The organism is Polaromonas sp., assembly GCF_029945895.1.
Classification (GTDB): domain Bacteria; phylum Pseudomonadota; class Gammaproteobacteria; order Burkholderiales; family Burkholderiaceae_C; genus Polaromonas.
The window spans coordinates 97,387-120,285 of sequence record NZ_JAQSDL010000080.1; the positions used below are offsets into that span (position 1 = coordinate 97,387).

The following is a 22,899-nucleotide window of genomic DNA, read 5'->3' on the forward strand; positions in this document are numbered from 1 at the left end:
GTCAAAATAATGTGAGGCCGGGGCCGGCATCCGGCCACCCGTCCGCTGCCGAATTCATAAAAATCCAAGGACATCCATGAGACTGATTTTGTTGGGCGCGCCAGGCGCTGGCAAGGGAACACAGGCGACCTTCATCTGCCAGAAATACGGCATCCCCCAGATTTCCACTGGCGACATGCTGCGTGCCGCGGTCAAGGCCGGCACACCCCTGGGCATCGAAGCCAAAAAGATTATGGACGCTGGCGCGCTGGTCAGCGACGACCTCATCATCAACCTGGTCAAAGAGCGTATCGCCCAGCCGGACTGCGCCCAGGGTTTCCTGTTCGACGGTTTCCCGCGCACCATTCCCCAGGCCGACGCGATGAAATCCGCCGGCGTGAAGCTGGACTATGTGCTGGAAATCGACGTGCCGTTTGAGGCCATCATCGAACGCATGAGTGGCCGCCGCTCGCACCCGGCCTCGGGCCGCACCTACCATGTCAAGTTCAACCCGCCCAAGATCGAAGGCAAGGACGACGTGACCGGCGAGCCGCTGATCCAGCGCGAAGACGACAAGGAAGAAACCGTGCGCAAGCGCCTCGAGGTCTACAGCGCACAAACCCGTCCGTTGGTGGATTACTACTCCAGCTGGGCCAAGGCGGCGCCGGAAGCCGCGCCCAAATACCGCGCGATCAGCGGTATGGGCGGTGTCGATGACATCACAGCCAGGGCCTTTGAAGCACTGGCGGCCTGAGCGCTCTCGCCGCATCCTAAAAAGGCCGTCTGCAGACGGCCTTTTTGCTGGGCGTCACTCGGCGCCATTCACCGTCACTCAGGCCGGACTGGACCTCAGACCATACGCCTTGCCGTCGACAAACAGGTACTCGGCGCGTAACACCGCATTCCCCTTCTCACCGGCAAAGGTGAAGCCCAGTACCGAGACCATCGCACCGGGTTTGATTTCAGCGACTTTCCAGGCCTGCAGTCGCGTCAGGGGCGCCAGCTCGATCTCCCAGCGCCTGTCCTTGCGCGTGGGCACAAGGGCCCTGGCCAGCAAGGCCTTGCCATCGACCGGGGCGCTCTGCGCCGGCAGCGCGCGCTGGGCCAGGTCACCCGGCAGTTTCAGTGCAGCCGGCAGTTCAATTTCAAGCGCCACATGCGGGTTCTGCCAGAGGGACTTGAGCACCCTGCCCTCAAGGTAAATCGGCCGGTCCTGGTCAAAGCCGCTCCAGCCGTGGTGCGCCCACGCCAAAGGCACCAGGCCCGCGCTCGATAAGGCACATGCGGCTCCGATCACGTCACGTCGTTTCATTGGTCAACTCCTTGAAGAATGGTTGCCTAACGGTAGGCGATCCAGCGGCCACATGCCAGCACGGCCAGCCAGATCAGGGTGGACACCCCCATCTGCACGCGCGCCCAGACATCGAGTTTGTCGAGCGAGCCGCGCCCGTGGAACCAGGCTGCATTACACGCCGCGCTGAATAACAGCAGCATCTTCAGGGTAAACGCCCGATTCGCCAGCAACTCGGCCGGCTGGGAGGCAAACATCAACAGGCCGGACGCAGCAGCGATGACAAAGCCACTGAGCGCAAGGCCCAGGCTCAGGCGCGCCAGCTCCCGGACGGGCAAGGCCGCCCCCAGGCCAAACACGCGCAATTCCAGCAGCACCAGGTTGCCGAGCAGCAGCGCAATGCCGCTGATATGCACCATCTCCAGCGCCGGGTAGGCCCACACGTGGGATTTCAATGCTGAAAACATCGCTTCAACTGCCGTTGGCCATCAATTGAAGCATCAGCGCCACCCGCGCCTTCACCGGACTCAGGCCCCGCGAATCGGCCAGCACGTCGCCGGCCCTGGGCAGCACCCTGCCCTCCAGGCAACGGGTGGCGCGCACCACGCGCACACCGGCCGCCTGCGCCTGCAGCAACGCCGCCTCAAGGTCTTGGTGCAGCGTGCCATTGCCGGTCGCCGCCACCACCAGACCCTGCACGCCAGTGGCCACGAGCGCCTGCACCACGCCGGCACCGGCGCCCGCGTAATTCATCACGATCTCGACACGCGGCCAGCCGGAGCCGTCCTGCTGCGTCACTACTTTTTTGATAGCTGCTGGCGCTTGATGGACGGGGGCTTCGGGCCAGTTTCTCACCAAACGCAAGCGCCCTTCCTCAACATAACCGACCGGCCCGGCATCGCCGGAACTGAAGGCATCGAGCCGGTAGGTGTGCACCTTCTGCACGTCTGGCGCGCCGTGAATGACGCCTGCGCACACCGCCAGCACGCCGCGTGCGCCGGGATGTGCGGCGACGGCCACCGCGTCCAGCAGGTTCTGCGGGCCGTCGGGCGCCAGCGCCGTGGCCGGTCGCATCGCACAGGTCAGCACCACCGGCTTGGCGGGATGGAGCAGGGCATGCAGCAACCAGGCGGTTTCCTCCAGCGTGTCGGTGCCGTGGGTCACGACGATGCCCTGCACATCGGACTGGGCCAGAAAGTGGCTGACCCGTGCGGCAAGCCGGGCCCAGACGGCGAAACTCATGTCCTTGCTGTCGATTTGCGCCACCTGCTCGGTCACCAGATCACAAGGGCCCTCGGCCAGCGCCGGCACGGCATCGACCAGTTGGGCAATGCCCACCTGCGCGGCGGTGTAGCCGGTATGGTCCGAGGAACTGGCTGCGGTGCCGGCAATCGTGCCGCCGGTCCCCAGAATCACGATTTTTCTGTTCATAAGCGTTGAGACTTGCATTCTTTAAAAAACTGGATGAAAATACAGCTACTGGATATTAAAACAGCTTGCCCGGGTTTCTCACCCCATTCTGGACGATGGAACCCCCCTGTTTGACAAGGAGCCCCGTGATGAGCAGCTTCAACGATTTTTCTGAAATGCCCAAACTGACTGCGCGCCAGCAGCAAATACTTGAACTGATTCAAAGCGCGATCGCCCGCACCGGCGCCCCACCCACCCGGGCCGAAATTGCCAATGAACTCGGGTTCAAGTCCGCCAACGCCGCCGAAGAACACCTGCAGGCGCTCGCCCGCAAAGGCGTGATCGAGCTGGTCAGCGGCACCTCGCGCGGCATCCGCCTGCGCAGCGACACCTTGCGATCCATCAACGAATCCCGCATCAAACAGTTTTCCCTGCCGTTGCAAAGCCTGGCCCAACTCGCCCTGCCTCTGGTGGGGCGGGTTGCTGCTGGCAGCCCCATTCTCGCGCAGGAGCATGTGGACCACACCTACTATTTCGAAAGCAGTCTGTTCCAGCGCCAGCCCGACTACCTGCTCAAGGTGCGCGGCATGAGCATGCGCGATGCGGGCATCATGGACGGCGACCTGCTGGCCGTGCAGCAGACCAAGGAGGCCAAAAACGGGCAGATCGTGGTGGCCCGTCTGGGGGATGACGTGACCGTCAAGCGCTTTCGCCGCAACAAGAACCTGATCGAGTTGCTGCCCGAAAACCCCGACTTCAAAACCATTGTGGTCGAGCCTGGCGATGCCTTTGAAATCGAGGGGCTGGCTGTCGGCCTGATACGCAACACCATGCTGATGTAGCCGAGGTCCAGGCAGTGCCCATGCAGGGACTGCCCTCCATTTTTTCCGCGTAACAGGTGGCGGGCGTTTGGTCACGTGGACCAACACCCTGGTACGGCGGTTGTTCAGTTTTCAATCCTGCCTGTGTTTACCTCTACTTCTGGAGTTCTCATGGGAATCGCCGTTCTTTCACGTTCACCCGCTCTCTCACCTCTTCTGTCCTTGCTGCGCTCGCCGCTGCAGGCGCTTGCCGTCTTGCTGCGGCCGCTCCGGCCATCGCCCCGCTTGCCCGCATTTGTCGCGGTGCCACGCCGCCCGGCGACAGGTGAGTTGCCGGCGGCCCTCAAAACCACGGCCACCGGTGCCCGCCCGGCGTCGATGACAGGCCACAAGCCGTGTCAAACCGTGGTCAAGGCCACGTCGCCGCGTCGACTGAAAATCGTCCGCGAATTCGAAGCAGGCGTGAGCCCCTCTTGCGCCGGGCGCATGGTCATTTCGGGGCGTATGGCCGATGTCTGCGCCGAGCTCGATCGCATGGCCCAACGAGAGGCCGCGGTCCAGGCGGTCTGAAAGAACACGACCCGTCGGGGGGCCTGCCCGCCTCGGTTCCGGCCTGAACAGGCAGGCAACAACCCTTGCAGCACGTGCTGCTGCGCGGCGGCCAGCAAGCCCCAGGGACGATGCTTTGCTTTCGGACGGCTTCCCGTTCCTGTGTGCGCAGCGTCTCGGAGGGGGAAACTTGCAGGCACAATATCGGCATGAATATTGTGATCCTTGACGACTACCAGGATGCGGTGCGCAAACTCGCCTGTGCTGCAAAACTCGACGCTTACCAAGCCAAGGTCTACACCAACACCGTCAAGGGCATAGGCCAGCTCTCGGTACGACTCAAGGATGCCGATGTGATCGTGCTGATCCGCGAGCGGACGCATTTGCCGCGTCAGCTGATTGAGAAACTCCCCAAGCTCAAGATGATTGCCCAGACCGGCCGGGTCGGCAACCATGTCGATGTTGGTGCCTGCACCGAACGCGGCATTGTCGTCGCCGAGGGCATCGGCTCCCCGACCGCGCCGGCGGAACTCACCTGGGCCCTGATCATGGCCGCGATGCGCCGGATTCCGCACTATGTCTCGCACCTCAAACATGGCGCGTGGCAGCAGGCCGGCCTGAAAAATGCCTCGATGCCGCCCAATTTCGGCATTGGTTCGGTGCTCAAGGGCAAGACCCTGGGCATCTGGAGCTACGGCAAGATCGGCCAGATTGTGGCCGGTTATGGCCGCGCTTTCGGCATGCGCGTCCTGGTCTGGGGCAGCCAGGCTTCGCGGGCACGCGCCCAGGCCGACGGTTACGAGGTGGCCCTTTCCAAAGGTGAGTTTTTTCGGGACAGTGATGTGCTCAGTCTGCACCTGCGGTTGCAGGACGACACACGCGGCGCGGTGACACTGGAAGACCTGGCGCAGATGAAAACCTCGTCGGTGCTGGTCAACACTTCACGCGCCGAGCTGATCGAACCCGAAGCGCTGATCGCAGGCCTGAACCGCGGGCGGCCGGGACTGGCTGCCGTCGATGTGTTCGAGTCCGAACCCATCCTGCAGGGCCATGCCTTGCTGCGCCTGGAGAACTGCATCTGCACGCCGCATATCGGCTATGTGGAGCAGGAAAGCTACGAAATGTATTTCAGCTCTGCCTTTGACAACGTGGTCAACTTCATCAAGGGCACGCCCACCAATATCGTGAACCCCGGAGCGCTGCAGGTGCGCCGCTGATTCGACGTTCGTCCAGCCCCCCCCCCGCCAGGCCCTACATTTTTGCCGGCCTGACCGCAGCAGGCGGGCCTGAGGACCCCGACACCTCGAAGTCGATCAGGTTGAAATCGCCAAATTCATCCGTCAGGGCCGCCGGAACAGCCGTTTTCGGTGCGGGGGCAAGGCCGGCAGGGAGTCCTGCCGTCAAGTGGGGCCTGTCTGTCTCCAGTGTGCCCAGATCAATGTCCAGGGCGGTGTCGGCACGCAAGGACGGGAAAGCCGCCTCGCGCTCGCCGCCAGACGCCGCCGAAAGTGGCTGGATCGCCGTACGACCGGCAAGCTCCCCCGGTCCGCGCCCTTGTACCAGGCCGGTCGGGTCGGCGTCCGGCAAGGAAGGAAGATCAAAATCCATCAGGCTCTCCCCCGCAGCAGGCTGGGAATGAACGATCTCCTTGGCGATACCGTAGAGAAAAAGCAGTTCGCGATAGGCTTCCAGGCCAAAGGCTTCCGCACGAGACCCCGGCTTGCGGAACACCGATTCTTCGATCACTTCCAGGACCTTGGGCGTCGGCCATAACGCGACGATGCGGGACAAGGCCGCCTGGTAGGCCTCCAGACCCGGACCGGTGCCCGTGTACGACTCGAACGCCGGCAAGTCGGCATTGAACAGCCGGTTGAATTCCACGCGCAAGGCTTCGAAATCCTCGGGGCGCTTGAGCTGGTGGTAGAGGCTGAACAGATCCAGATAAACCAGCGCGCTGGTTTGAACCTCATCGGAAACATGACTGCGCAGCACTGCCACGGCCTGTTCGGGCTTTCCGATGGAGATGAAAAATTCAGCCTGGTGCTGGACATCGAAGAGTTCTTCGGCTTTGACGGCACGAGGCGTGTGGGGCATGCTCAGCGCGAAATCCATCCTGTCGCGGCGGGACACGGGAGGCAGGGGGCCGGCAGTGGCCCTTCGCGCTGGCGGCAAAGGCGCATCGCCTTGGCGTTGCGCGCCCTCCTGCCTGTCCTGCGGTGCCAGGTACAGCAGATCACTGTCCACCGGAATGCTGTCCGCACGATCATTGGCATAAGCGCCGGTGTCCCGGGCAAACCATTTGCTCTCGCCGGGCTTTTTACTGCGCCACCAGGGTCCATCGGGGTCGTCCATCCGCAACGCGGCGCGGCGCCGCCGCGACACATAGGCCGCGGTAAGGAGAGCCAGGCTCAGCACGGCAATGCCTGCATAGACCCAGGCCCTCGTGACGTCCTGCTGTTGCATTTGAGCCTGGAGAGTGACCAGTGCCTCCCGGTTGACCCGGGTCTCGACGCTCAGGCGCAGCAGGTCCGACGCCATCGCATTCATCTTTTCAGCATCCCGGAGAACGTCGCCAGGTTCCGCGGTCAGGGCTTTCCACATGGCTGCTGCCATGGCGCGTTGCTCGACGCTGGCCGTTGGAAAGCTCAGCAGTTCCCGGGAAGCCTTGAGTTGCGGGGGCAATTCCAGCAAGAGATCCAGCGGCTCAAGTGTGAGTCGCGCCGCCGGTTTTCCAGGCACCCGGATCGCTGACCGGGCCGGAAGCGGTGCTGCGGGGTCTGCATTGCGCCTGACTTGCTGCCCGAGACGGCTGGTCGTCGGACCTGGCTTCACCGCAGCAGGCACCGGCGAGGCACCCACAGGAAAGCGAGGCAGCGCGTCACGCTCGGGGGACAACACCGGCGGGCTCCCAACAACGGCGCTCGCCTGCTCGGGGGCCAGGTCAGCCAGCAGGACATAACGCTTTTCCATCGGTGAGCCGCAGCCAGCACGTACAAGCACCGTCACCACTGGCTCGTCCACCACAGCGGAGGTTCGCACGCGGATCACGGCTTCCCGGCCGGGGGTCTTTTCCAGGGAAATACGGACCCGGGAACTTTCCACCCGGTTATCTGCGTAAAACACCTCGGCGGCCAGACAGGGGGTGGCGGAACTCTCGGGGCCGTCGAGTACCGCCTGGATGGAGATGTCCAGGGCCCGCCCCACAAGGACGGCTCCCTGACTGCGACCCAGCGAAACGGCCATCCCGCTCGCCGCCCAGCATCCAAGCATCACCGCCAGCAGGAACCGGGAAGGTCTCAAGGGGTGAATAAAAAAGTACGCATGCTTACATTTTGACACAACGCAAGACAGCAGGCGGTCCGTTGGACGGTGCCAGGAATGGATTGTGACGTCGAAGCAAACTCCGGCCCTGTGCCAGCCCTGGAGACCGGGTTGGCTGGCCAGCAGCAACGCTCTTCAGGATCTGCTGGATTTGTCGAAGTCGTCGGGCCGGTAGCCCGTGTCGTAGTCGTCAAAGTCCACCAGCGAATCCAGCCCTGTCGGCCTCACGGAGTTGGGCGCAATGGACAACGGTGAGGACAGGGCTGCAGCACCGGTACGCTGGCTGTCCCTGCGCCGTGCCGCATGCAGCAGTTCCGCAAGGCTGGAGGCGGAATCGGTACGCGCACTTTCCGTTCGGGAGCCGCGCCCCGCCCCTGAGGTCGTGGCCGCTGCCCGACTGCCTGCAGGCTTGCTGTCGCTACCACCAGCCAGTTGGGTCAGATCGATGTCCAGACCCAGGCGCGGTGAGGACCTCGGCTGCATTGCAAGATCGGGCCATTGGGTGTCGCCGCGACCGCTTGCCGTGCCCGATTCGAGGTCGATGATTTCGCGGCCCACGGCATACAGCAGCAGTTCGCGGTACTCCTCCAGGGCCAGCACCTCGGCGCCCTCCCCCGGCTCCCTGAACAGGGCCTCTTCAATGATCTTGAAGACCTGCCGTGTCGGCCAGGCGGCCTGAATCCGCAACAAAGTGGCAGCATAGGCGGCGCCCTCCGCACTGGTGGCTGCGTAACGGTCAAAAGGCAGGACCCGGGTGTTGAAGACCTTGTTGACATCGTCACGCAAGTCTTCGTAGTCCTGCCTGTTGCCCACCTGGTGGTAGAGATCGAGCAGGTCCAGATAAACCAGCGCACTGGTTTTGACGTTGTCAACCAAGTGCTTGCGAAGCAGCACAATGGCCTTGGCCTGCTGCCCCAGGGAACTGAAAAATTCCACCTGCTGCTGAAGATCGAACAGTTCCGGAACCTTGACGGTACGGGGCACGAAAGGCACGCTGACCGAAAAGCGGGGCCGGTCGCGTTGCGGCAGCGACGGGATCGACTCGCTCTCCGGAGAGCGGGATGCGCGCTTGAGCCCGTCGAACAGGGATTCATTGACCTCGAGCTTGGCGGACCGGCTTGCAGCGGCCAGGGTCACGCCTGTCGAGAAGCCGGATTCCGGGCTGAAATTGCTGTGTTCCGGGGACGGACCGGTGCGCTCCGCCCGAGCGGTGGAGCGCAGGTACAGCAGGAAAAGCAGGCCCATGACTGCGATGGAAAAAAGTGCCGCCAGGCCATACACAACCACCTTGCCAAATCGCGCGCTCTCGGCCTGCTCGAGCTGGTGCCGGCTTTCGGCCAGCGCTGCCTCGTTGCGCATCATGTCGGCGCGCAATTGGCGAACTTCGGCTTCCAGCGTCTGGACTTTGTTGGTCTCTGTCGTGCCGGCCAACGCTGACAGTGCCGGGGTCGGACCTGCAGGCAGTGGCTGCGAATCTGCCGCCGCCAGCGCGGTTTGCACACTGGCGCCCATCGCGCGCGGTTTGGCCGCCGCCAGCACCACATAACGACGCATGGTCTTTTGTGCGCAACCGGCACGCAGATGCACGGTGACCACGGGTCCTTCGACGGGTATCGCGGAGCGGACATGGACCAGCCAGTCCTGCGCGCCGGGAGCCTTTTCAGGGCTTATCCGGACACTGGCCTTGTCGAGCGGCTTGTCCACATAGAAAACATCGGCTTCAAGACACAGTGCCTGCGGGTCTTCACCGGCGTCAAGCATGAGTTGCATGGAAAGATCGAGTGGCTGACCCAGCACGGCCGAGCGGGTGCTGGGCCCGAGTGTGACCGCCAAAGCACCCGCCGACAGACACAGCCACAAGCCCCCGGTCAGAAGGGCATGGTGCTTGAGTGGGTGCATAAAGGTATTCACTTGGCTGATTCTGGCATGTCCGGCACATACGGGAGGCGCAGACAGAGGTCAGTGGGACGAAAAAGAGACAACGCCCCATGCCCTTCAGGCGCTGAGCCGAGCCGCCTGGCCCCTGCAACCCGCACCCCTGAACCGTCGCGGATGAACCCGACGCGCAAGTCTAACCCGCGCTACAGGAGCACGCAAACGGCGCAAGGCGCGCACGCGCCCCTCGAGCCGGACGCCGGATGCGGCCCGAGCTGCTGGATAATACTTTTCCATGAAACCTCTATATCAAACTGTAGGCTTGGTTGGCACAGGCGCCATGGGCCGGGGCATTGCACAAATCGCGGCTCAGGCGGGCAGCACGGTCAAGCTGTTCGACACCCAGCCGGGCGCGGCCGACAAGGCACGCGACGCGCTGGCAGCGCAGTGGGACAAGCTGGTGGACAAGGGCCGCCTCGACGGCGCACTGGCCAGCGCCTACAAAGCCCGCCTGCTGCGGGCGGAAACCCTGGACGATCTGGCCGATTGCGACCTTGTGATAGAAGCGGTTGTAGAACGTCTGGATGTGAAGAAGTCACTGTTTTTGTCACTGGAAAGTGTTGTTTCCGGGCAAACCATCCTTGTCAGCAACACGTCCTCGCTGTCCATCACGGCGATTGCCGCCGGACTCAAGCACCCAGGGCGATTCGCTGGCTATCATTTTTTCAACCCTGTTCCCCTGATGAAGGTGGTCGAGGTGATTGCCGGACTCAAGACGGACGCCACAACCTGCAGCGCGCTGGCGGACTACGCCCGGCAGATGGGCCACACACCGGTGCAAGCCCTGGATACGCCGGGCTTCATCGTCAACCACGCGGGTCGGGCCTATGGCACCGAGGCTCTGCGCATTGTCAGTGAGGGCATTGCCGATTTCGCCACCATTGACCGCATCCTCAAGGACCAGGCCGGCTTCAAACTCGGGCCTTTTGAACTGATGGACCTGACGGCACTGGATGTCTCCCACCCTGTGATGGAGTCGGTGTACCACCAGTACTACGAGGAACCGCGCTACCGCCCCAGCGTGATTACCGCACAGCGTCTGGCCGGTGGCCTGCTGGGCCGCAAGACCGGCGAAGGCTTCTACCAGTACACAGACGGCGTTGTGCAAACCCCTGCAGAGCCGCCGGTGCCTTTGGTAGCCGAGATGCCGCCGGTCTGGGTGTCACCCCGGTCGGCGCGCAGGTCGGAACTGCTGCAATTGCTCAAGAATCTTGGCGCCAACATAGAAACCGGTGCATCACCTTCGATGAATGCACTCGTGCTGGTCGCGCCCCTGGGCTTTGACATCACCACCGTGGCTGTGGTCGAGCGACTCGACCCGGCGCGAACGGTGGGCATCGACATGTTGATCGACGACGCAGCCTGCAAGCGCCGCGTACTGGCGACCAACCCTGCAACCCGCAGCGACATGCGTGACGCCGCGCACGCGCTGTTTGCGCGCGACGGCAAGGCCGTCAGCGTGATTCGCGACAGCGGGGGTTTTGTCACACAACGGGTGGTGGCCGCCATCGTCAACATCGCCAGCGACATCTGCCAGCAGGGCATCTGCAGCCCCAAAGACCTGGAAACCGCCGTCACGTTGGGACTGGGCTATCCGATGGGTCCACTCGCCATGGGCGACCGTTACGGCCCGACCAACGTCCTCGAAGTGCTGTTCAACATGCAGACCGTGTACGGCGATCCGCGTTATCGCCCTTCGCCGTGGCTGCGTCGCCGCGGTGCGATCGGCTTGAGCCTCATGCACCAGGAACCATGACGCCCCTCCGTCGGACGCTCACTTCGTGTAGCGCCTTCCCCCATCCAGGGGCGGCGCCTGCGGGCCGGCAGAGCCGGACCCGCGGCCCCTGCTGGCATAAGCTCTTGGCTAAATAAGTCGATACCTCTTCAACACACCCGAAAGACTGACATGGCAGGCGCACTTAAAAGCACCAGCGACGGCGCCACCCTGGTGCTGACCCTGAGCAACCCGGAATTCAAAAATGCGCTGAGCCCGGAAATCTATGCCGCGGGCGTGGAAGCGCTCAACGCGGCCGAGAACAATCCCGACATCCGCAGCGTGGTGATCACCGGCGAGGGCGCAAACTTCTGCGCTGGCGGCAACCTGCATCGACTGCAGGGCAACCGACAACAGCCGCCGGAGGTGCAGGTCCAGAGCATCAACGGCCTGCACAGCTGGATCGACTCGATTCGCACCTTCCCGAAACCGGTGATCGCCGCGGTCGAGGGCGCAGCTGCCGGTGCCGGTTTTTCACTCGCACTGGCCTGCGACTTCGTGGTTGCGGCAGACAACGCAGTGTTTGTCATGGCTTACAGCAACGTCGGGTTGTCACCTGACGGCGGCGGCAGCTGGGCGCTGGGCCGCGCCCTGCCGCGCACGCTCGTCGCGGAGCTTCTGATGTGCGGCGAGCGAATAGGCGCACCGCGGCTTCACGCCCTGGGCCTGGTCAACCGCAGCGTTGCCGCCGGTGATGCGCTCAACGAGGCACTGAAGCTGGCCGACACGCTCAATACGCGCGCGCCGAATGTACTGGCCAGCATCAAGGAACTCATCAACGACGCCCAGCTCAACACCCTGAGCGAGCAGTTGGACGCCGAACGCGAGCATTTTGTGCGCAACCTGCACCACCCCAATGGCGGGGAAGGCATCGCGGCTTTTCTGGAAAAGCGACCGCCGGCCTACGATTGAGCGGGCCGCGGGTCCGCATGCCGCGCCTGTGCCGTCGGCGCGCACCGGGACACCGAGGCGACAGATGGAGGTCTGTGGCACCGTCGCTGGCGCGACAATAGCTCTCTTGTGAGTCACCCAAAAGACAGGCTATGGACGATCCCATTCTTACGATAGACGAAAGAGAGGCCATCAACGGTGGTCGCTGGTTTTCTTCCCTATCTCCCTCACTCAGGCACGACATACTTCGATGCGCATTCGTCCAACGTTTCAAGGATGGCCAGTTGATCTGTGCCCGCGGCGACCCGCCGGAACAATGGATTGCCTGCGCGAAAGGTGCCGTGCGGGTGAGTTCCACATCCATTTCGGGCAAGCAGATCACACTGACGTATGTGGAGCCCGGCATCTGGTTTGGCGATGTGGCGATCTTCGACGGCGACCGGCGCACACACGACGCCTATGCGCATGGCGAAACCACCATCCTGTGTGTGGCCAAGGCCGACTTCAGGAAAATCCTGGCCGCCCATGTGGAGCTGTACGAAGCCATGCTGCGCCTGCATGCGCGCCGCATCCGCCAGCTTTACGGCCTGGTGGAAGACCTCAACACCCTGCCCCTGCGCGCGCGGCTTGCCAAGCAGCTGCTGCACCTGGTACGCAGTTATGGCGTCAGCAGCCTGAGCGACGGGCGCGAAGTGCGCATCGGCCTGCAACTGGCCCAGGAAGAACTGGCGCAGCTGCTGGGCGCCTCGCGCCAGCGTGTGAACCAGGAACTCAAGGCCATGGAGCGCGAAGATGCGATCCGCATCGAACCGGGCGGTCTGGTGGTGCGCAACCGCGAAGCGCTGATGCGCATTTCTGAAGCCGACCTGGAAAAATGAAGCAATGAGCAACTTTGACCATTTCCTGGGCACCCGCGCGGTTTCGGGCCAGCACGCTTTCGACATGGACGCGCTCAGTGCCTACCTCGAGAAGCACCTGCCGGGTTTCCAGGGACCGCTCAGTGCCGAAATATTCAAGGGCGGACAGTCGAATCCGACTTACAAGCTGATCACGCCGAAGCGTTCGTACGTGATGCGCGCCAAACCGGGACCGGTCGCGAAACTGCTGCCTTCGGCGCATGCGGTCGAGCGGGAGTTCAAGGTCATGAGCGGGCTGCAGGGCACGGACGTGCCTGTCGCCAAAATGTATTGCCTGTGCGAAGACGAGGCGGTGATAGGCCGCGCCTTCTACGTGATGGAGTTTGTCGAGGGCCGCGTCCTGTGGGACCAGGCCTTGCCGGGCATGACGAATGCCCAGCGCGGCGACATCTACCGAGAGATGAACCGCGTCATTGCCGCGCTGCACAAGGTGAAGTTCGCCGAGCGCGGGCTGGCCGATTACGGCAAGCCTGGCAACTATTTCGAACGCCAGATCGGCCGCTGGAGCAAGCAGTACACCGCCTCCATCACCGAGCCCATTCCCGAGATGGACGCCCTCATGAAGTGGCTGCCCGAGAACATTCCGGCCAGCGCACGCGACGCGGCCATGGTGTCCATCGTGCACGGCGACTTCCGGCTCGACAACCTCATGTTCCACCCGACCGAGCCACGTGTGCTGGCCGTGCTGGACTGGGAGCTGTCCACCCTGGGCCATCCGCTGGCCGACTTCAGTTACCACTGCATGGCCTGGCACATTCCGCCCGGTGCTTTCCGCGGCATTGGCGGCCTGGACGTGGCCAGCCTGGGCATTCCAACGGAAGCTGAGTACATCCGCCTGTACTGCGAACGCACCGGGTTTGCCAGCCCCGAGCAGATCAAGACCGACTGGAATTTTTACCTCGCCTACAACCTGTTCAGGCTTGCCGCCATTTTGCAGGGCATCGCCAAACGCGTGGAAGCCGGTACAGCAGCCAGCGCCCAGGCCGTCGCCTCTGCCAAAGGCGCGCCAGCCCTGGCCCGCATGGCATGGGATTTTGCGCAGAAAAGCCAGTCGAGCCACAAGCCCGGCTAAAAGAAACCTTTACCCAGGAGATAGCTACATGGAATTCAACTTCACCCCGAAGGTACAAGAGATGCAGGCCCGCCTGCTGGCCTTCATGGACCAGCATGTTTACCCGAATGAGGCGCGGTTTTTCCGTGAAATTGCCGAGAACCGCGCCAAGGGCAATCCGTGGATTCCGACAACCATCATCGAGGAACTCAAGCCCAAAGCACGCGCAGCCGGTTTGTGGAATCTGTTCCTGCCGCATTCGCCGCGCGCGCCGGAAGGCCTGTCCAACCTCGAATACGCGCCACTTTGCGAAATTATGGGACGCGTTCCTTTTGCGCCTGAAATTTTCAACTGCTCGGCACCCGACACCGGCAACATGGAAACGATTGCGCGTTACGGCTCGGAAGCCAACAAGGACCGCTGGCTGGAACCTCTGCTCAAGGGCGAAATCCGCTCAGCCTTCCTGATGACAGAGCCCGAAGTGGCTTCGTCCGACGCCACCAACATCCAGTGCAGCATCGTGCGCGACGGTGACGACTATGTGATCAACGGCCTGAAATGGTGGTCGTCGGGCGCCGGCGACCCACGCTGCGCCATTTACATCGTGATGGGCAAGACCAACCCCGACGCTGGCCGCCATGAGCAGCAGTCCATGATCCTGGTGCCGGCCAACACGCCGGGTATCAAAGTGATCCGCCCGCTCAGCGTGTTCGGCTACGACGACGCACCGCACGGCCACATGGAAGTGCGGCTGACCAACGTCCGCGTGCCGGTGGGCAACCTGCTGCTCGGCGAAGGACGTGGCTTTGAAATTGCGCAAGGCCGCCTTGGCCCCGGACGCATCCACCACTGCATGCGAAGCATCGGCATTGCCGAACGCGCACTTGAGCTGATGTGCAAACGCCTGAACAGCCGTATCGCCTTTGGCAAGCCGGTCGCACGCCAGTCGGTCTGGCACGAACGCATTGCCGACGCCCGCTGCATGATCGATCAGGCCAGGTTGCTGACGCTGAAAGCGGCCTACATGATGGACACGGTCGGCAACAAGGTCGCCAAGGCCGAGATTGCCATGATCAAGGTGGTGGCACCCAACATGGCGTGCCAGATCATTGACTGGGCTATTCAGGCTCATGGCGGCGGTGGCGTGTCTGACGACTTCCCCCTGGCCTATGCCTACGCACATCAGCGCACCCTGCGACTGGCCGACGGCCCCGATGAAGTCCACCGCGCCTCGCTGGCCAAACTGGAACTGGCCAAACACCTGGCCATGCCGGGCGACGTCGAGATGCCCATCACCCGCGGCAGCTGACAGAAGAAAAAACGGGCGTCGATCAGCTATATAAACGATAGCTGGCTGCGCCCGTATCCATTGGGCTCAAGCCTTTTTCGGCTTGAATCAGAGGGGAATGTCCGTCGACAGGCCGGACAGCGCCGACTCACAGGCGCTGGTGTACACGATGGCGGCATGCTGGAGTGTGGCGATGCTGGGCGGGCTGTACTGCATGCGAAGGTAGGCCTTGCCGCGCAGCAGCATGAGGATGAAAGGGGTTTGCATATCCGGACCCGGCTCGGGCCAGTGCAGCAGCAGTTCGGCGAGGTTGCTGTCCAGCCAGGCCAGGGCATTTTCGCGCCGGTCGGCCAGCACCGTGTAACGTTCCCAGAACTCAGGCACCAGGCTGCTCCAGCCGAACTCCTCGTACATCGCCAGCCAGCGCATTTCCTCGGGCAGGCTGGGATCGGCCGTGGTCTGCAAGGTGTCGGTGTAAATCGCATAAGCACGTTTTTCCAGCGACTCCTTGAGTGGGCGGTTCATGATGAGCACCGCTACATCTTCGTTGATGTCCAGCGCCGCGCGGGCGCGGAGTTCCTCACCGGCGATGTAGTCGCGCGATGCCGCCCCGCTCTCCAGCTTCCAGCCCTTGCCTTTCACCTTGCCGGTCAACACAAACCCGGCGCCCTTGTCCTGGCTGGCGTAACTGAAGCCGTGCGTGCCAGCCCACTCCGACACCGCATCGGGCCTTGCCGCCACCGGCGGCTGAGCCTCGCTTCGCACAAAGACCTTTTTGAGTCGCTCAAACATGATTCCGGCTTTTCTCTTGAGGTGCTTGAGAAGTGGTCCATCTGCGAGCAAGGGACGCAGACAGCCTTTTTGCCATCATAGTTCCAAAGTTTGCGGTCATGTTCCAGGTCAAAGACTAGCCTTCACCCAAAGGCCATCAGGCCCATGACTTGCTGTGTGCGTGCGGCTTTCGCCTCGGGCGCGGCCGGCAAGCGATTCCGGCCAGCATCGCCGCGGGCAAGCGAAGTGGCCGCCGGGTCAGTTGTACTCGATGTTGACCGATCCATTGACCGGCTGCGACACGGCAAAGGTCAACCCTGAGCCACCGCTGACGGCCACGGAACCATCGGCCTTGCGCGTCACATTGACGGTCGCGGTGCTGGCGCTCGCCGGCGCGCCCCCCGCGCCCACGCTGCCCTGGGCAGTCGTGGCGCCCTGCGTCCCGAGCCCTGCTTCCGCCGCCCCGCCCCCCTGGACGCCACTCCCGCTGGCGCCGGCGGGAGGCGCCCCACCGATACGCAGCAAAGGGCCGCTGGTGGACAGGCTGCCTGTGAAACTCTCGACGGTGAAGACGGTCCCCGACAAGGCCGGAGGCGCTTCGACCACCACAGCCGCTGGTGCAGGCGCTGGCAAAGGCGTCGACACGGGTGCGGGTGCGGGCGCCGGCGCCGGCGTGGGACCGGTCATGATGACCGCTACCGACCCCACCACTGTGGCGCTGGCGATGCCCACGGCCGTCACCGCCTGGCTGCTGCCGGTCATCAGACCCAAGCCGCCGATCAGGAGCGCGCAGGCAATGGCTGGTTGAGGAATGTTTGGTCGCCGTTCACTATTTTTCATGATGCTCCTCGCGGGGAAGACCAGACAGCGCGCCGGCGGACCTCTTGCGCAGCAGGAAATCCACGCCGTTGATGAATTTTCCGTCAGGCAGGATGTTGATCTCGCGCACACCTGGATCGACCAGACCGAACCTCCCCAGTTGCTCCATGGAGACCTGCACATGGTAGCGGCCCTGGGGGATGGCCGGAACAATGTAGTACCCGTCCGAACTGGTTTTGATTGTAGTGACGACGCGCCGGTTGGTGTCAAGCAATTCGATCACCACATCGCCGATGCCGCGACGTGTGTTGCCCTCGACCAGGTAAACGGTGCCATCAATTTCGCTGGTCAAAATGATCGGGAAATCGATTTCCGCCACATGCCCGGGACGTGGCACCACACGCACCCCTTTGCGCTGCGGCGCCCAGTACGGGTCCTCCAGTGTCTGCGTGTCGACAGCCAGGTCCACATGTTGCCGCGTCGGCAAGCGGTCCAGCCAGGCAATCCCCGCGGCATCCGTCCGCACCGGTGCCCGGCTTCCGTTGACAGTGATGGCAGCGTTTTCAACCGGTTCTTCGCCGGCGTCCATGGTGCCATTGCCGTTGGCGTCCACAAAAACAAGCGCCGATGCTGCGCCGCTGTCAGCCTTGGGCAACGCGTCAAAACGCCACTGCCCCTGCCGCGGTTCCCGGCCCATGGCAATAAAGAGCTGCACGCCCACGGTCAGCACCCCCGTGCTGGAATAGCTGGTGCTCAGACCCAGCCCGTAACTGCCCAGGCTTTTGTTCAGTCCTGCCGTGTACAGGGTTTCCCGGGTACTGATGGAACGAACCAGACCCAGGTTGAGCAGGTAGCCTTCGCCCAGTCGCCTGTCACCCGAAAGCACCACGGTATCGAGTTTTGCCTGGGGTTTGAGGCTGTAGCCCAGTTGGCCACTCAGACCGGTGACCCCAACCCGGTAACTCAGTTGCAGGGCACCGGTGGCCGTGGTGGTGCTGCCCGATTTCAGCCAGGTCAGCTGATTGGCCACCGAGGTGCCTTTGACATACGCGGCCACACGGCCGGTCAGGGCCATGTTGCTCAGGCCGGATTGAAACTGCTCGCGCTGGATTTCCACGGTCACCGGCAAGCGCGGCAACAAGCCCGCCGCAATGGCGCCGTCCAGCCGCAACTTGTCGCGCGTGCGCAAAGGATCGGCAGTGGGCAAAAACACCTCGCTGTAGAAGTCCTTGAGCCGCAGGTGGCTGTAACTCAATGCGACAGGTCCGACGCGGGTCTTCAGGCCTGACTCATTGAGCCAGCCGCCGTTGGGCGAGCGGAAAAGGTCGCTGCTGAGAATGAAGGATTTCCAGAAGCCACGCAGCCCCAGGTTGCTGTACAGCTGTCCGTCGCTCCCGGCGACGCCAGTGGCCGCCGCGGTGGTGCTGCCGGTGGTCAGCGACGACGGCAAACGGACCAAGCCGCCGGTTCCGGTCAGGTACTTGTTCAGACCCCACTCGAACTGGGCCACTGAGCGGGACTGGCCTGCATTGTCCTGGTGCTGGGCGAGGCTGTAATAAAACGCGCCGGGCGGTGTGCTCGACTGCTCCAGCAAAAAGCTCTGTCGCTCCACGCGTTGCTGGCCGAGTGGTCCGTGAAACACCAGGCGAAATTCATTGGTCCCATAGGCCAGCGGCTGGTCGTCAAAGCTGTAGCGGCCGTCCGTACGCGAGCTCTGAAAACCGACCAGCGCCTCATTGAAATACAGCTCAACATCCCAGCCGGGCGGCAGGTCGCCCTGCAGCGTATGGCGGTCAAAACTGGTCGGCTGGGTGATGGGACGATTGCTGAGCGTCAGCCCATAACCCTTGCCGGTTGCGCTGCGGCCGGCAATGTTGGTCACGCTGGGGGAGGAGACACCGCTGCCGAACATCACCGACCGGGCGCGCAAAGGGCCGAGCAGGCCTGCATCGGGGTCGTGGCGTGCCAGCGTGAAGCGCACGTCCGGCGACGGGTCCTGTCGGGTGCTACTGACAAAAAAGGCCGATTCCATTCCCAGCAGGTCGCCGGTCAGGTAGGCGGTGTAGCTGGCGCTGGTTTGCCGGCTGCCATTGCCGGTTCGCAGTCCCATGCCGAAAGTCTGGTCGATGAAAGGCACACCCAGCAGGCGGTAAGGCATGTCCACCCGTGGGTAGCCCGGGTCTTCGTCACCGGTGCGGGCGCCCAGCCTGCCTGCCCGGCGCTCACGCTCCAGGCGCTCCTGCAAGGGAAGGCGCTCCCTGGGCTTGACCCGAAGCGTCAGGCTGCTCAAGTCCACCTCGAAATCGATCGGCAGCCAGCGCGACAGCAGCGAAGCCGCGACATAGATATCGTCGCCCTGCAGACGGACCAGCGTCCGGTCAAACAGCTGGGTCTGATCGGCCAGGGTGATCCTGCCCTGCCCCGCATCCAGGTTGAAACCCCGTGCCTCGCTCAGAACGTAACCGTCGGCCGTACCCTGTTCGGCCTGCGTGCGGATGGCCAGCGTCAGCAGCCTGGCCAGTTCGCCCAGCGGCAGAAAGGTCTCGCGGCCCGCCTGGTAGGTCGTGATGGCATCGGTCAGGACATCTTCATCGAGCCGCACCTCCAGCAACACCAGGTTCAACTCATCGGCGCGGCGCACGGGCCCGGCAGCCGTGGCCGGAGCCGGTGGCGCCGTTGCTGCTTCCAGCCTTGGCTGCTGTCGGAGCGGGGCCCCTGCCGGGGGCAGCGCCGGTGCTGGTGGTGCAGCAGCAGAGGGAGTGATGTCCAGGACCAGTTTGTAGCCCCTGCCCCCTTCGGGCTTGATCGAAAAAATGTTGGGTTCGGCTTCTGCCTTGAGTCCGAACTCGATAAGCACCGCCCCGGTGCCTGAGGGCGAGGGCCTGACCTGCATGGGTTGCAGGTAGGGGTGATCGGCAGCGATCTGGCCGGCCAGCGCCGTCAGCGCCGCATTGAGTTCCACCTCTTCAAGCTCCAGCACCACGCGCCTGGCCTGGCGCAGGATGTACAGGCTAAAGCGCAGCTCCGTGCGGGACTCCAGCACGATACGGGTCCGGGCTTCGGTCCTTTCCAGAGAAGCCGAGCTGATCGACACACTGGCGAGCGCCAGGCCCGGCACCAGCACCAGTGCCGCCGGGAGCAGCACCCGGATCCTGTAACGGCGCATCGAAACCCCGCTGACGAGGCTGAAAAAAAAAGCGGGGCCCCTCATGCTGAAACCTGCTGCGTCATGGGGGGGCGCAACCGCAGTCTCCGCTCAGGGCAATTCGATGGAGGTTTCAGCCAGCAACTTGCCGCCGGCTTCGGCGCGCTCCCGGTAGCTCAGGCGAAGGGTGCCCCGTGCCAGCACCACGCCCGCGGGCGGCTGCAGCTCCAGCCTGGCGCGGCGCATGGCATTGGGCGTGTACACCGCCACGCCGCCCGCTCTTCCGACCTCCTGCGGCACACCGCCCTGCGGCGTGAATGTCGCCACCAGGTCGCCGTAGACAGATCGGTTGCCGGCGCGCTCCAGCACCACGGCGAGCACGGCAGGCTGGCCGGCTGCGGGCCTGGGCAGTTCCAGCCCGGCCAGCGTGACGGTGGCCGAGGTTTCACCATGCCGCACGATCACGGGAATCGACACGCCGACCAGCGCCCTCAGCTGGACACCGACTTCACCCGGGCCCGGCTTGGTCGCCTGGGCGTCGATGCTGCTGGCGCCGGTGGCCTCAGGCACCAGATCAAACTGCAAGTGCGAGCGGTATTCGCCCACCGGCAGGTCTGCCGGCTTGCGCAACAGGATGCGGATGGTCTGGCCGCGGCCCGGGGCCAGAACCACCTGCCGCGGCGAATAACGCAGCAGGGCATCTGCAAACTGCTCCCCGGGCAAGGGAGGTTCGGCCGCGGTGAATTCACCGGTTTCGTTCATGCGCCGGTTCACCAGGTGGACGCGGTACGTGGTGCTCTCCTGTCCGTTGTTGATCAGCTCAAGCTGGGCCGCACGCTGGTTTTTCTCAAACACGACCCGCGTGGGGAACAGCATCAGGTCTGCCAGCGCAGGAGGCGTCGCCAGCAAAATGAAACACGCCCCCGCAAGCCACCCTACACGTCGCAGATTGCAGTGGGCCTGCAGGATCGCCAACACCCGCGCGTCACCTGCTGTGGCTGGACGGAAATCAAAAAAGAAGCGTGTCATGCGGAGGTACCTCGTATTTCATGAAGCGTGGCTTGTCAGTTGTACTCAGCCGTGACGTTGAAACTGCCGCTGTAACCGCCGGTGGCCTGGTTGCTTCCGACGCTGAGCGTGGCGCCAATGGTCAATGTCTGCGTTCCACCGCCACCTATCAGGCCGGCTCCCACCGGACTGCTCGTGAAGTTGTTGACCGCCATGGAGTTCGGGCCACTCGTCAACACCACCACACCGTTCGATGGCAAGGTAATCGCATAGGTGGCACTGCTGGTGCCGCTCACGGTGTACGACGCAACGGAACCGGAACCCGAAGGCACCAGAAACACCGCTCCCCCTGAATTGCGCGCGCCGGCAGCGCTGACGGTCACCGTTCCACTGCTGGCGCCGGGAGCGAAGCTGCCAAAGGCCAGAGGCTGGTTGGCCACCAGCGCCTGCGCCCAACCCGTGGATGCGGCGGTGGCCGCGCAGGCCAGCGCGAACAGGAGGTTGAGCGTTTTCATCGCAGGCATTTCCCGACAACCCCGTTGGAGACCCGAGGCCAGGTGTGGGGGGACCCGGGTCCCCGGAAACCATGCCGGCTCGCCGGCCAGATCCCTTTCTTTCGGCCAGGACGTTCGCCAGGCGGCCCGTCCTGCCGCAATCAGGGACTGTTTAGTTGTAGTCCACCGAAACGTTGAAGCTTCCGGTGTATGCGCCGGCCACCTGGCTGGCCACGGTCGTGATGGTGGCCCCCACACCCAGCGTCTGCGCACCGGCAGTCAATGCACCGGTGCCGGACGGGTCGCTGGTGAAATTGCTGACCGCCATCGTTTCGGGTCCCGTCGCCCCACCCGTGGTGATGCTCACCGTGCCATTGGATGGCAGGCTAATCGCATAGGTCAGCGTCCCTTCCCCGGTCACGTTGAACGTGGCCCGGCCAACCGTTGAGGTGACAAGCAAGGTGCCGCTGTTGGTGCGCGCGCCGCTCGTCGCGTTGATGCTCACCGTCTGGCTGGCCGCGCTGGTCGAAAACGATCCAAAACGCAAGGTCGAACCAGCCGCGATGGCTATCGGCGCCACCACGGTCGCAGTGGCATCGTTGGAGGCTGTCGCCGCCTGCGAGTTGATGCCGTGCCCCGCCATGCCCAGAACCAGGGCTGAGACCAGTGCGGTGTGCAGGGCGCGGCGCTTGAATGTCGAAAAATTCTCCGATTTCATGATCACTCCTTCGTTAATGAATCAACTTCAACATGCCTCCGTCTGACCAGGCCTGCGCCTTGTCGCGGAGGTGGGAAAGCTGCACGCCAGGCCGGCGGACCCTCTATCTCGTCCTTTTGGCAGACTTTTTTTGTATCTTTTTTGCAATTTTATTTATCAATATGTGACATTTGTCGGGAAAATTTTCATGAATTTGGTGATCTTTTTACAGCTCAATAATTTTTATGCTAAAAGGCCAAATTTCCATCTACCCGGTCTGCCCGTTCTATGACTTTGGGCTTATTTCCATTTCCCGACGGTCGGGCAAACCGACGTGATTTCGCAACGCATGAGCGCGCCAAACACCGCGCACGGCAACAAGGCGGCGCCAGGGATGGTCAGAACACGGAAAAATGGGGAGGGTTGGAGGACGCAATGCATGGAGCATTGGTCTGCCCGGAGGGGATCGAACCCCCGACCCTCAGCTTAGAAGGCTGATGCTCTATCCAACTGAGCTACGGGCAGATATGAAAAAAGCCCACAGAGTGAGCTTTTTCATTGGATTCTTGGTCGGAGTACAAGGATTCGAACCTTGGACCCCCTGGTCCCAAACCAGGTGCGCTACCAGACTGCGCCACACTCCGACTAGTCAAATATTATAGCCCGAACATGGCCCTACTTTGCGTCTCACTCCGTTTATTTGCAGAGACGGCCCGGCAAGGGCCGGTGCCGGTCAGA

General features: G+C 63.2%; 20 protein-coding genes and 2 tRNA genes. 9 read left to right on the forward strand and 13 right to left on the reverse strand.

Annotated features, from left to right (window positions below):
• Positions 1-76: 76 nt before the first annotated feature.
• Positions 77-733 carry an adenylate kinase gene (gene adk / locus PSV33_RS10000; protein ID WP_300561128.1) on the forward strand — a complete coding sequence of 219 codons (657 nt, stop codon included), beginning with the start codon at positions 77-79 and terminating at the stop codon, positions 731-733.
• 78 nt (positions 734-811) lie between these two features.
• On the opposite strand, the gene PSV33_RS10005 is transcribed toward adk, so the two are convergent.
• The 3 genes from PSV33_RS10005 to PSV33_RS10015 are packed head-to-tail and all read right to left on the reverse strand — an operon-like array spanning position 812 to position 2,701.
• Entirely contained in the window at positions 812-1,291 is a 480-nt protein-coding gene (locus PSV33_RS10005) for a DUF6152 family protein (protein WP_300561131.1), read from the reverse strand.
• A 26-nt stretch (positions 1,292-1,317) separates the two neighbouring features.
• On the reverse strand, positions 1,318-1,737 hold the full coding sequence (locus PSV33_RS10010) for a hypothetical protein (protein WP_300561133.1): 420 nt from the start codon (positions 1,735-1,737) through the stop codon (positions 1,318-1,320).
• Between the two features lie 4 nt (positions 1,738-1,741).
• Positions 1,742-2,701 (reverse strand): asparaginase, encoded by a 960-nt coding sequence (locus tag PSV33_RS10015; RefSeq protein WP_300561136.1) that lies wholly within the window; start codon positions 2,699-2,701, stop codon positions 1,742-1,744.
• A gap of 128 nt (positions 2,702-2,829) precedes the next feature.
• On the opposite strand from PSV33_RS10015, the gene lexA reads away from it, so the two are divergent.
• From lexA to PSV33_RS10030, 3 genes are all read left to right on the forward strand, one after another.
• Positions 2,830-3,522, forward strand: a complete 693-nt coding sequence (gene lexA / locus PSV33_RS10020) for a transcriptional repressor LexA (RefSeq protein WP_176491238.1) — start codon at positions 2,830-2,832, stop codon at positions 3,520-3,522.
• 150 nt (positions 3,523-3,672) lie between these two features.
• Positions 3,673-4,071 (forward strand): hypothetical protein, encoded by a 399-nt coding sequence (locus PSV33_RS10025; RefSeq protein WP_300561141.1) that lies wholly within the window; start codon positions 3,673-3,675, stop codon positions 4,069-4,071.
• Positions 4,072-4,259: 188 nt separating this feature from the next.
• On the forward strand, positions 4,260-5,267 hold the full coding sequence (locus PSV33_RS10030; protein ID WP_300561143.1) for a D-2-hydroxyacid dehydrogenase family protein: 1,008 nt from the start codon (positions 4,260-4,262) through the stop codon (positions 5,265-5,267).
• 34 nt (positions 5,268-5,301) lie between these two features.
• Here the strand turns inward: PSV33_RS10030 and PSV33_RS10035 are convergent, their stop codons facing one another.
• Together PSV33_RS10035 and PSV33_RS10040 are read right to left on the reverse strand one after the other, a co-directional pair.
• Positions 5,302-7,500 carry a hypothetical protein gene (locus tag PSV33_RS10035; protein WP_300561146.1) on the reverse strand — a complete coding sequence of 733 codons (2,199 nt, stop codon included), beginning with the start codon at positions 7,498-7,500 and terminating at the stop codon, positions 5,302-5,304.
• Positions 7,501-7,506: 6 nt separating this feature from the next.
• Positions 7,507-9,270, reverse strand: coding sequence for a hypothetical protein (locus PSV33_RS10040; RefSeq protein ID WP_300561147.1), 1,764 nt, complete (start codon positions 9,268-9,270; stop codon positions 7,507-7,509).
• A gap of 271 nt (positions 9,271-9,541) precedes the next feature.
• On the opposite strand from PSV33_RS10040, the gene PSV33_RS10045 reads away from it, so the two are divergent.
• From PSV33_RS10045 to PSV33_RS10065, 5 genes are all read left to right on the forward strand, one after another.
• On the forward strand, positions 9,542-11,062 hold the full coding sequence (locus PSV33_RS10045) for a 3-hydroxyacyl-CoA dehydrogenase (RefSeq protein ID WP_300561148.1): 1,521 nt from the start codon (positions 9,542-9,544) through the stop codon (positions 11,060-11,062).
• A 150-nt stretch (positions 11,063-11,212) separates the two neighbouring features.
• Positions 11,213-11,992 (forward strand): oxepin-CoA hydrolase, alternative type, encoded by a 780-nt coding sequence (locus tag PSV33_RS10050; RefSeq protein WP_300561150.1) that lies wholly within the window; start codon positions 11,213-11,215, stop codon positions 11,990-11,992.
• 131 nt (positions 11,993-12,123) lie between these two features.
• On the forward strand, positions 12,124-12,849 hold the full coding sequence (locus tag PSV33_RS10055; protein ID WP_300520633.1) for a Crp/Fnr family transcriptional regulator: 726 nt from the start codon (positions 12,124-12,126) through the stop codon (positions 12,847-12,849).
• A 4-nt stretch (positions 12,850-12,853) separates the two neighbouring features.
• Entirely contained in the window at positions 12,854-13,960 is a 1,107-nt protein-coding gene (locus PSV33_RS10060; protein WP_300561153.1) for a phosphotransferase, read from the forward strand.
• Between the two features lie 28 nt (positions 13,961-13,988).
• The gene (locus tag PSV33_RS10065; protein WP_300561154.1) at positions 13,989-15,248 is read left to right on the forward strand and encodes an acyl-CoA dehydrogenase family protein; all 1,260 of its coding nucleotides are present in this window, start codon (positions 13,989-13,991) and stop codon (positions 15,246-15,248) included.
• Between the two features lie 87 nt (positions 15,249-15,335).
• Here PSV33_RS10065 and PSV33_RS10070 read toward each other — a convergent pair whose 3' ends face one another.
• From PSV33_RS10070 to PSV33_RS10105, 8 genes are all read right to left on the reverse strand, one after another.
• Positions 15,336-16,019 (reverse strand): hypothetical protein, encoded by a 684-nt coding sequence (locus PSV33_RS10070; protein ID WP_300561156.1) that lies wholly within the window; start codon positions 16,017-16,019, stop codon positions 15,336-15,338.
• Positions 16,020-16,256: 237 nt separating this feature from the next.
• Positions 16,257-16,838 (reverse strand): hypothetical protein, encoded by a 582-nt coding sequence (locus PSV33_RS10075; RefSeq protein ID WP_300561157.1) that lies wholly within the window; start codon positions 16,836-16,838, stop codon positions 16,257-16,259.
• A complete protein-coding gene (locus tag PSV33_RS10080) occupies positions 16,828-19,983 on the reverse strand; it encodes a carboxypeptidase-like regulatory domain-containing protein (RefSeq protein WP_300561159.1) in 3,156 nt (1,051 codons plus the stop codon). The genes PSV33_RS10075 and PSV33_RS10080 overlap by 11 nt, the downstream gene beginning before the upstream one ends.
• Before the next feature lie 90 nt (positions 19,984-20,073).
• The gene (locus PSV33_RS10085) at positions 20,074-20,991 is read right to left on the reverse strand and encodes a molecular chaperone (RefSeq protein ID WP_300561162.1); all 918 of its coding nucleotides are present in this window, start codon (positions 20,989-20,991) and stop codon (positions 20,074-20,076) included.
• Positions 20,992-21,026: 35 nt separating this feature from the next.
• A complete protein-coding gene (locus tag PSV33_RS10090) occupies positions 21,027-21,485 on the reverse strand; it encodes a DUF4402 domain-containing protein (protein ID WP_300561164.1) in 459 nt (152 codons plus the stop codon).
• Positions 21,486-21,636: 151 nt separating this feature from the next.
• A complete protein-coding gene (locus tag PSV33_RS10095; RefSeq protein WP_300561166.1) occupies positions 21,637-22,182 on the reverse strand; it encodes a DUF4402 domain-containing protein in 546 nt (181 codons plus the stop codon).
• A 427-nt stretch (positions 22,183-22,609) separates the two neighbouring features.
• Positions 22,610-22,686: transfer RNA gene (locus tag PSV33_RS10100), tRNA-Arg, on the reverse strand.
• Positions 22,687-22,728: 42 nt separating this feature from the next.
• Positions 22,729-22,805, reverse strand: a tRNA-Pro gene (locus tag PSV33_RS10105).
• Between the last annotated feature and the right edge of the window lie 94 nt (positions 22,806-22,899).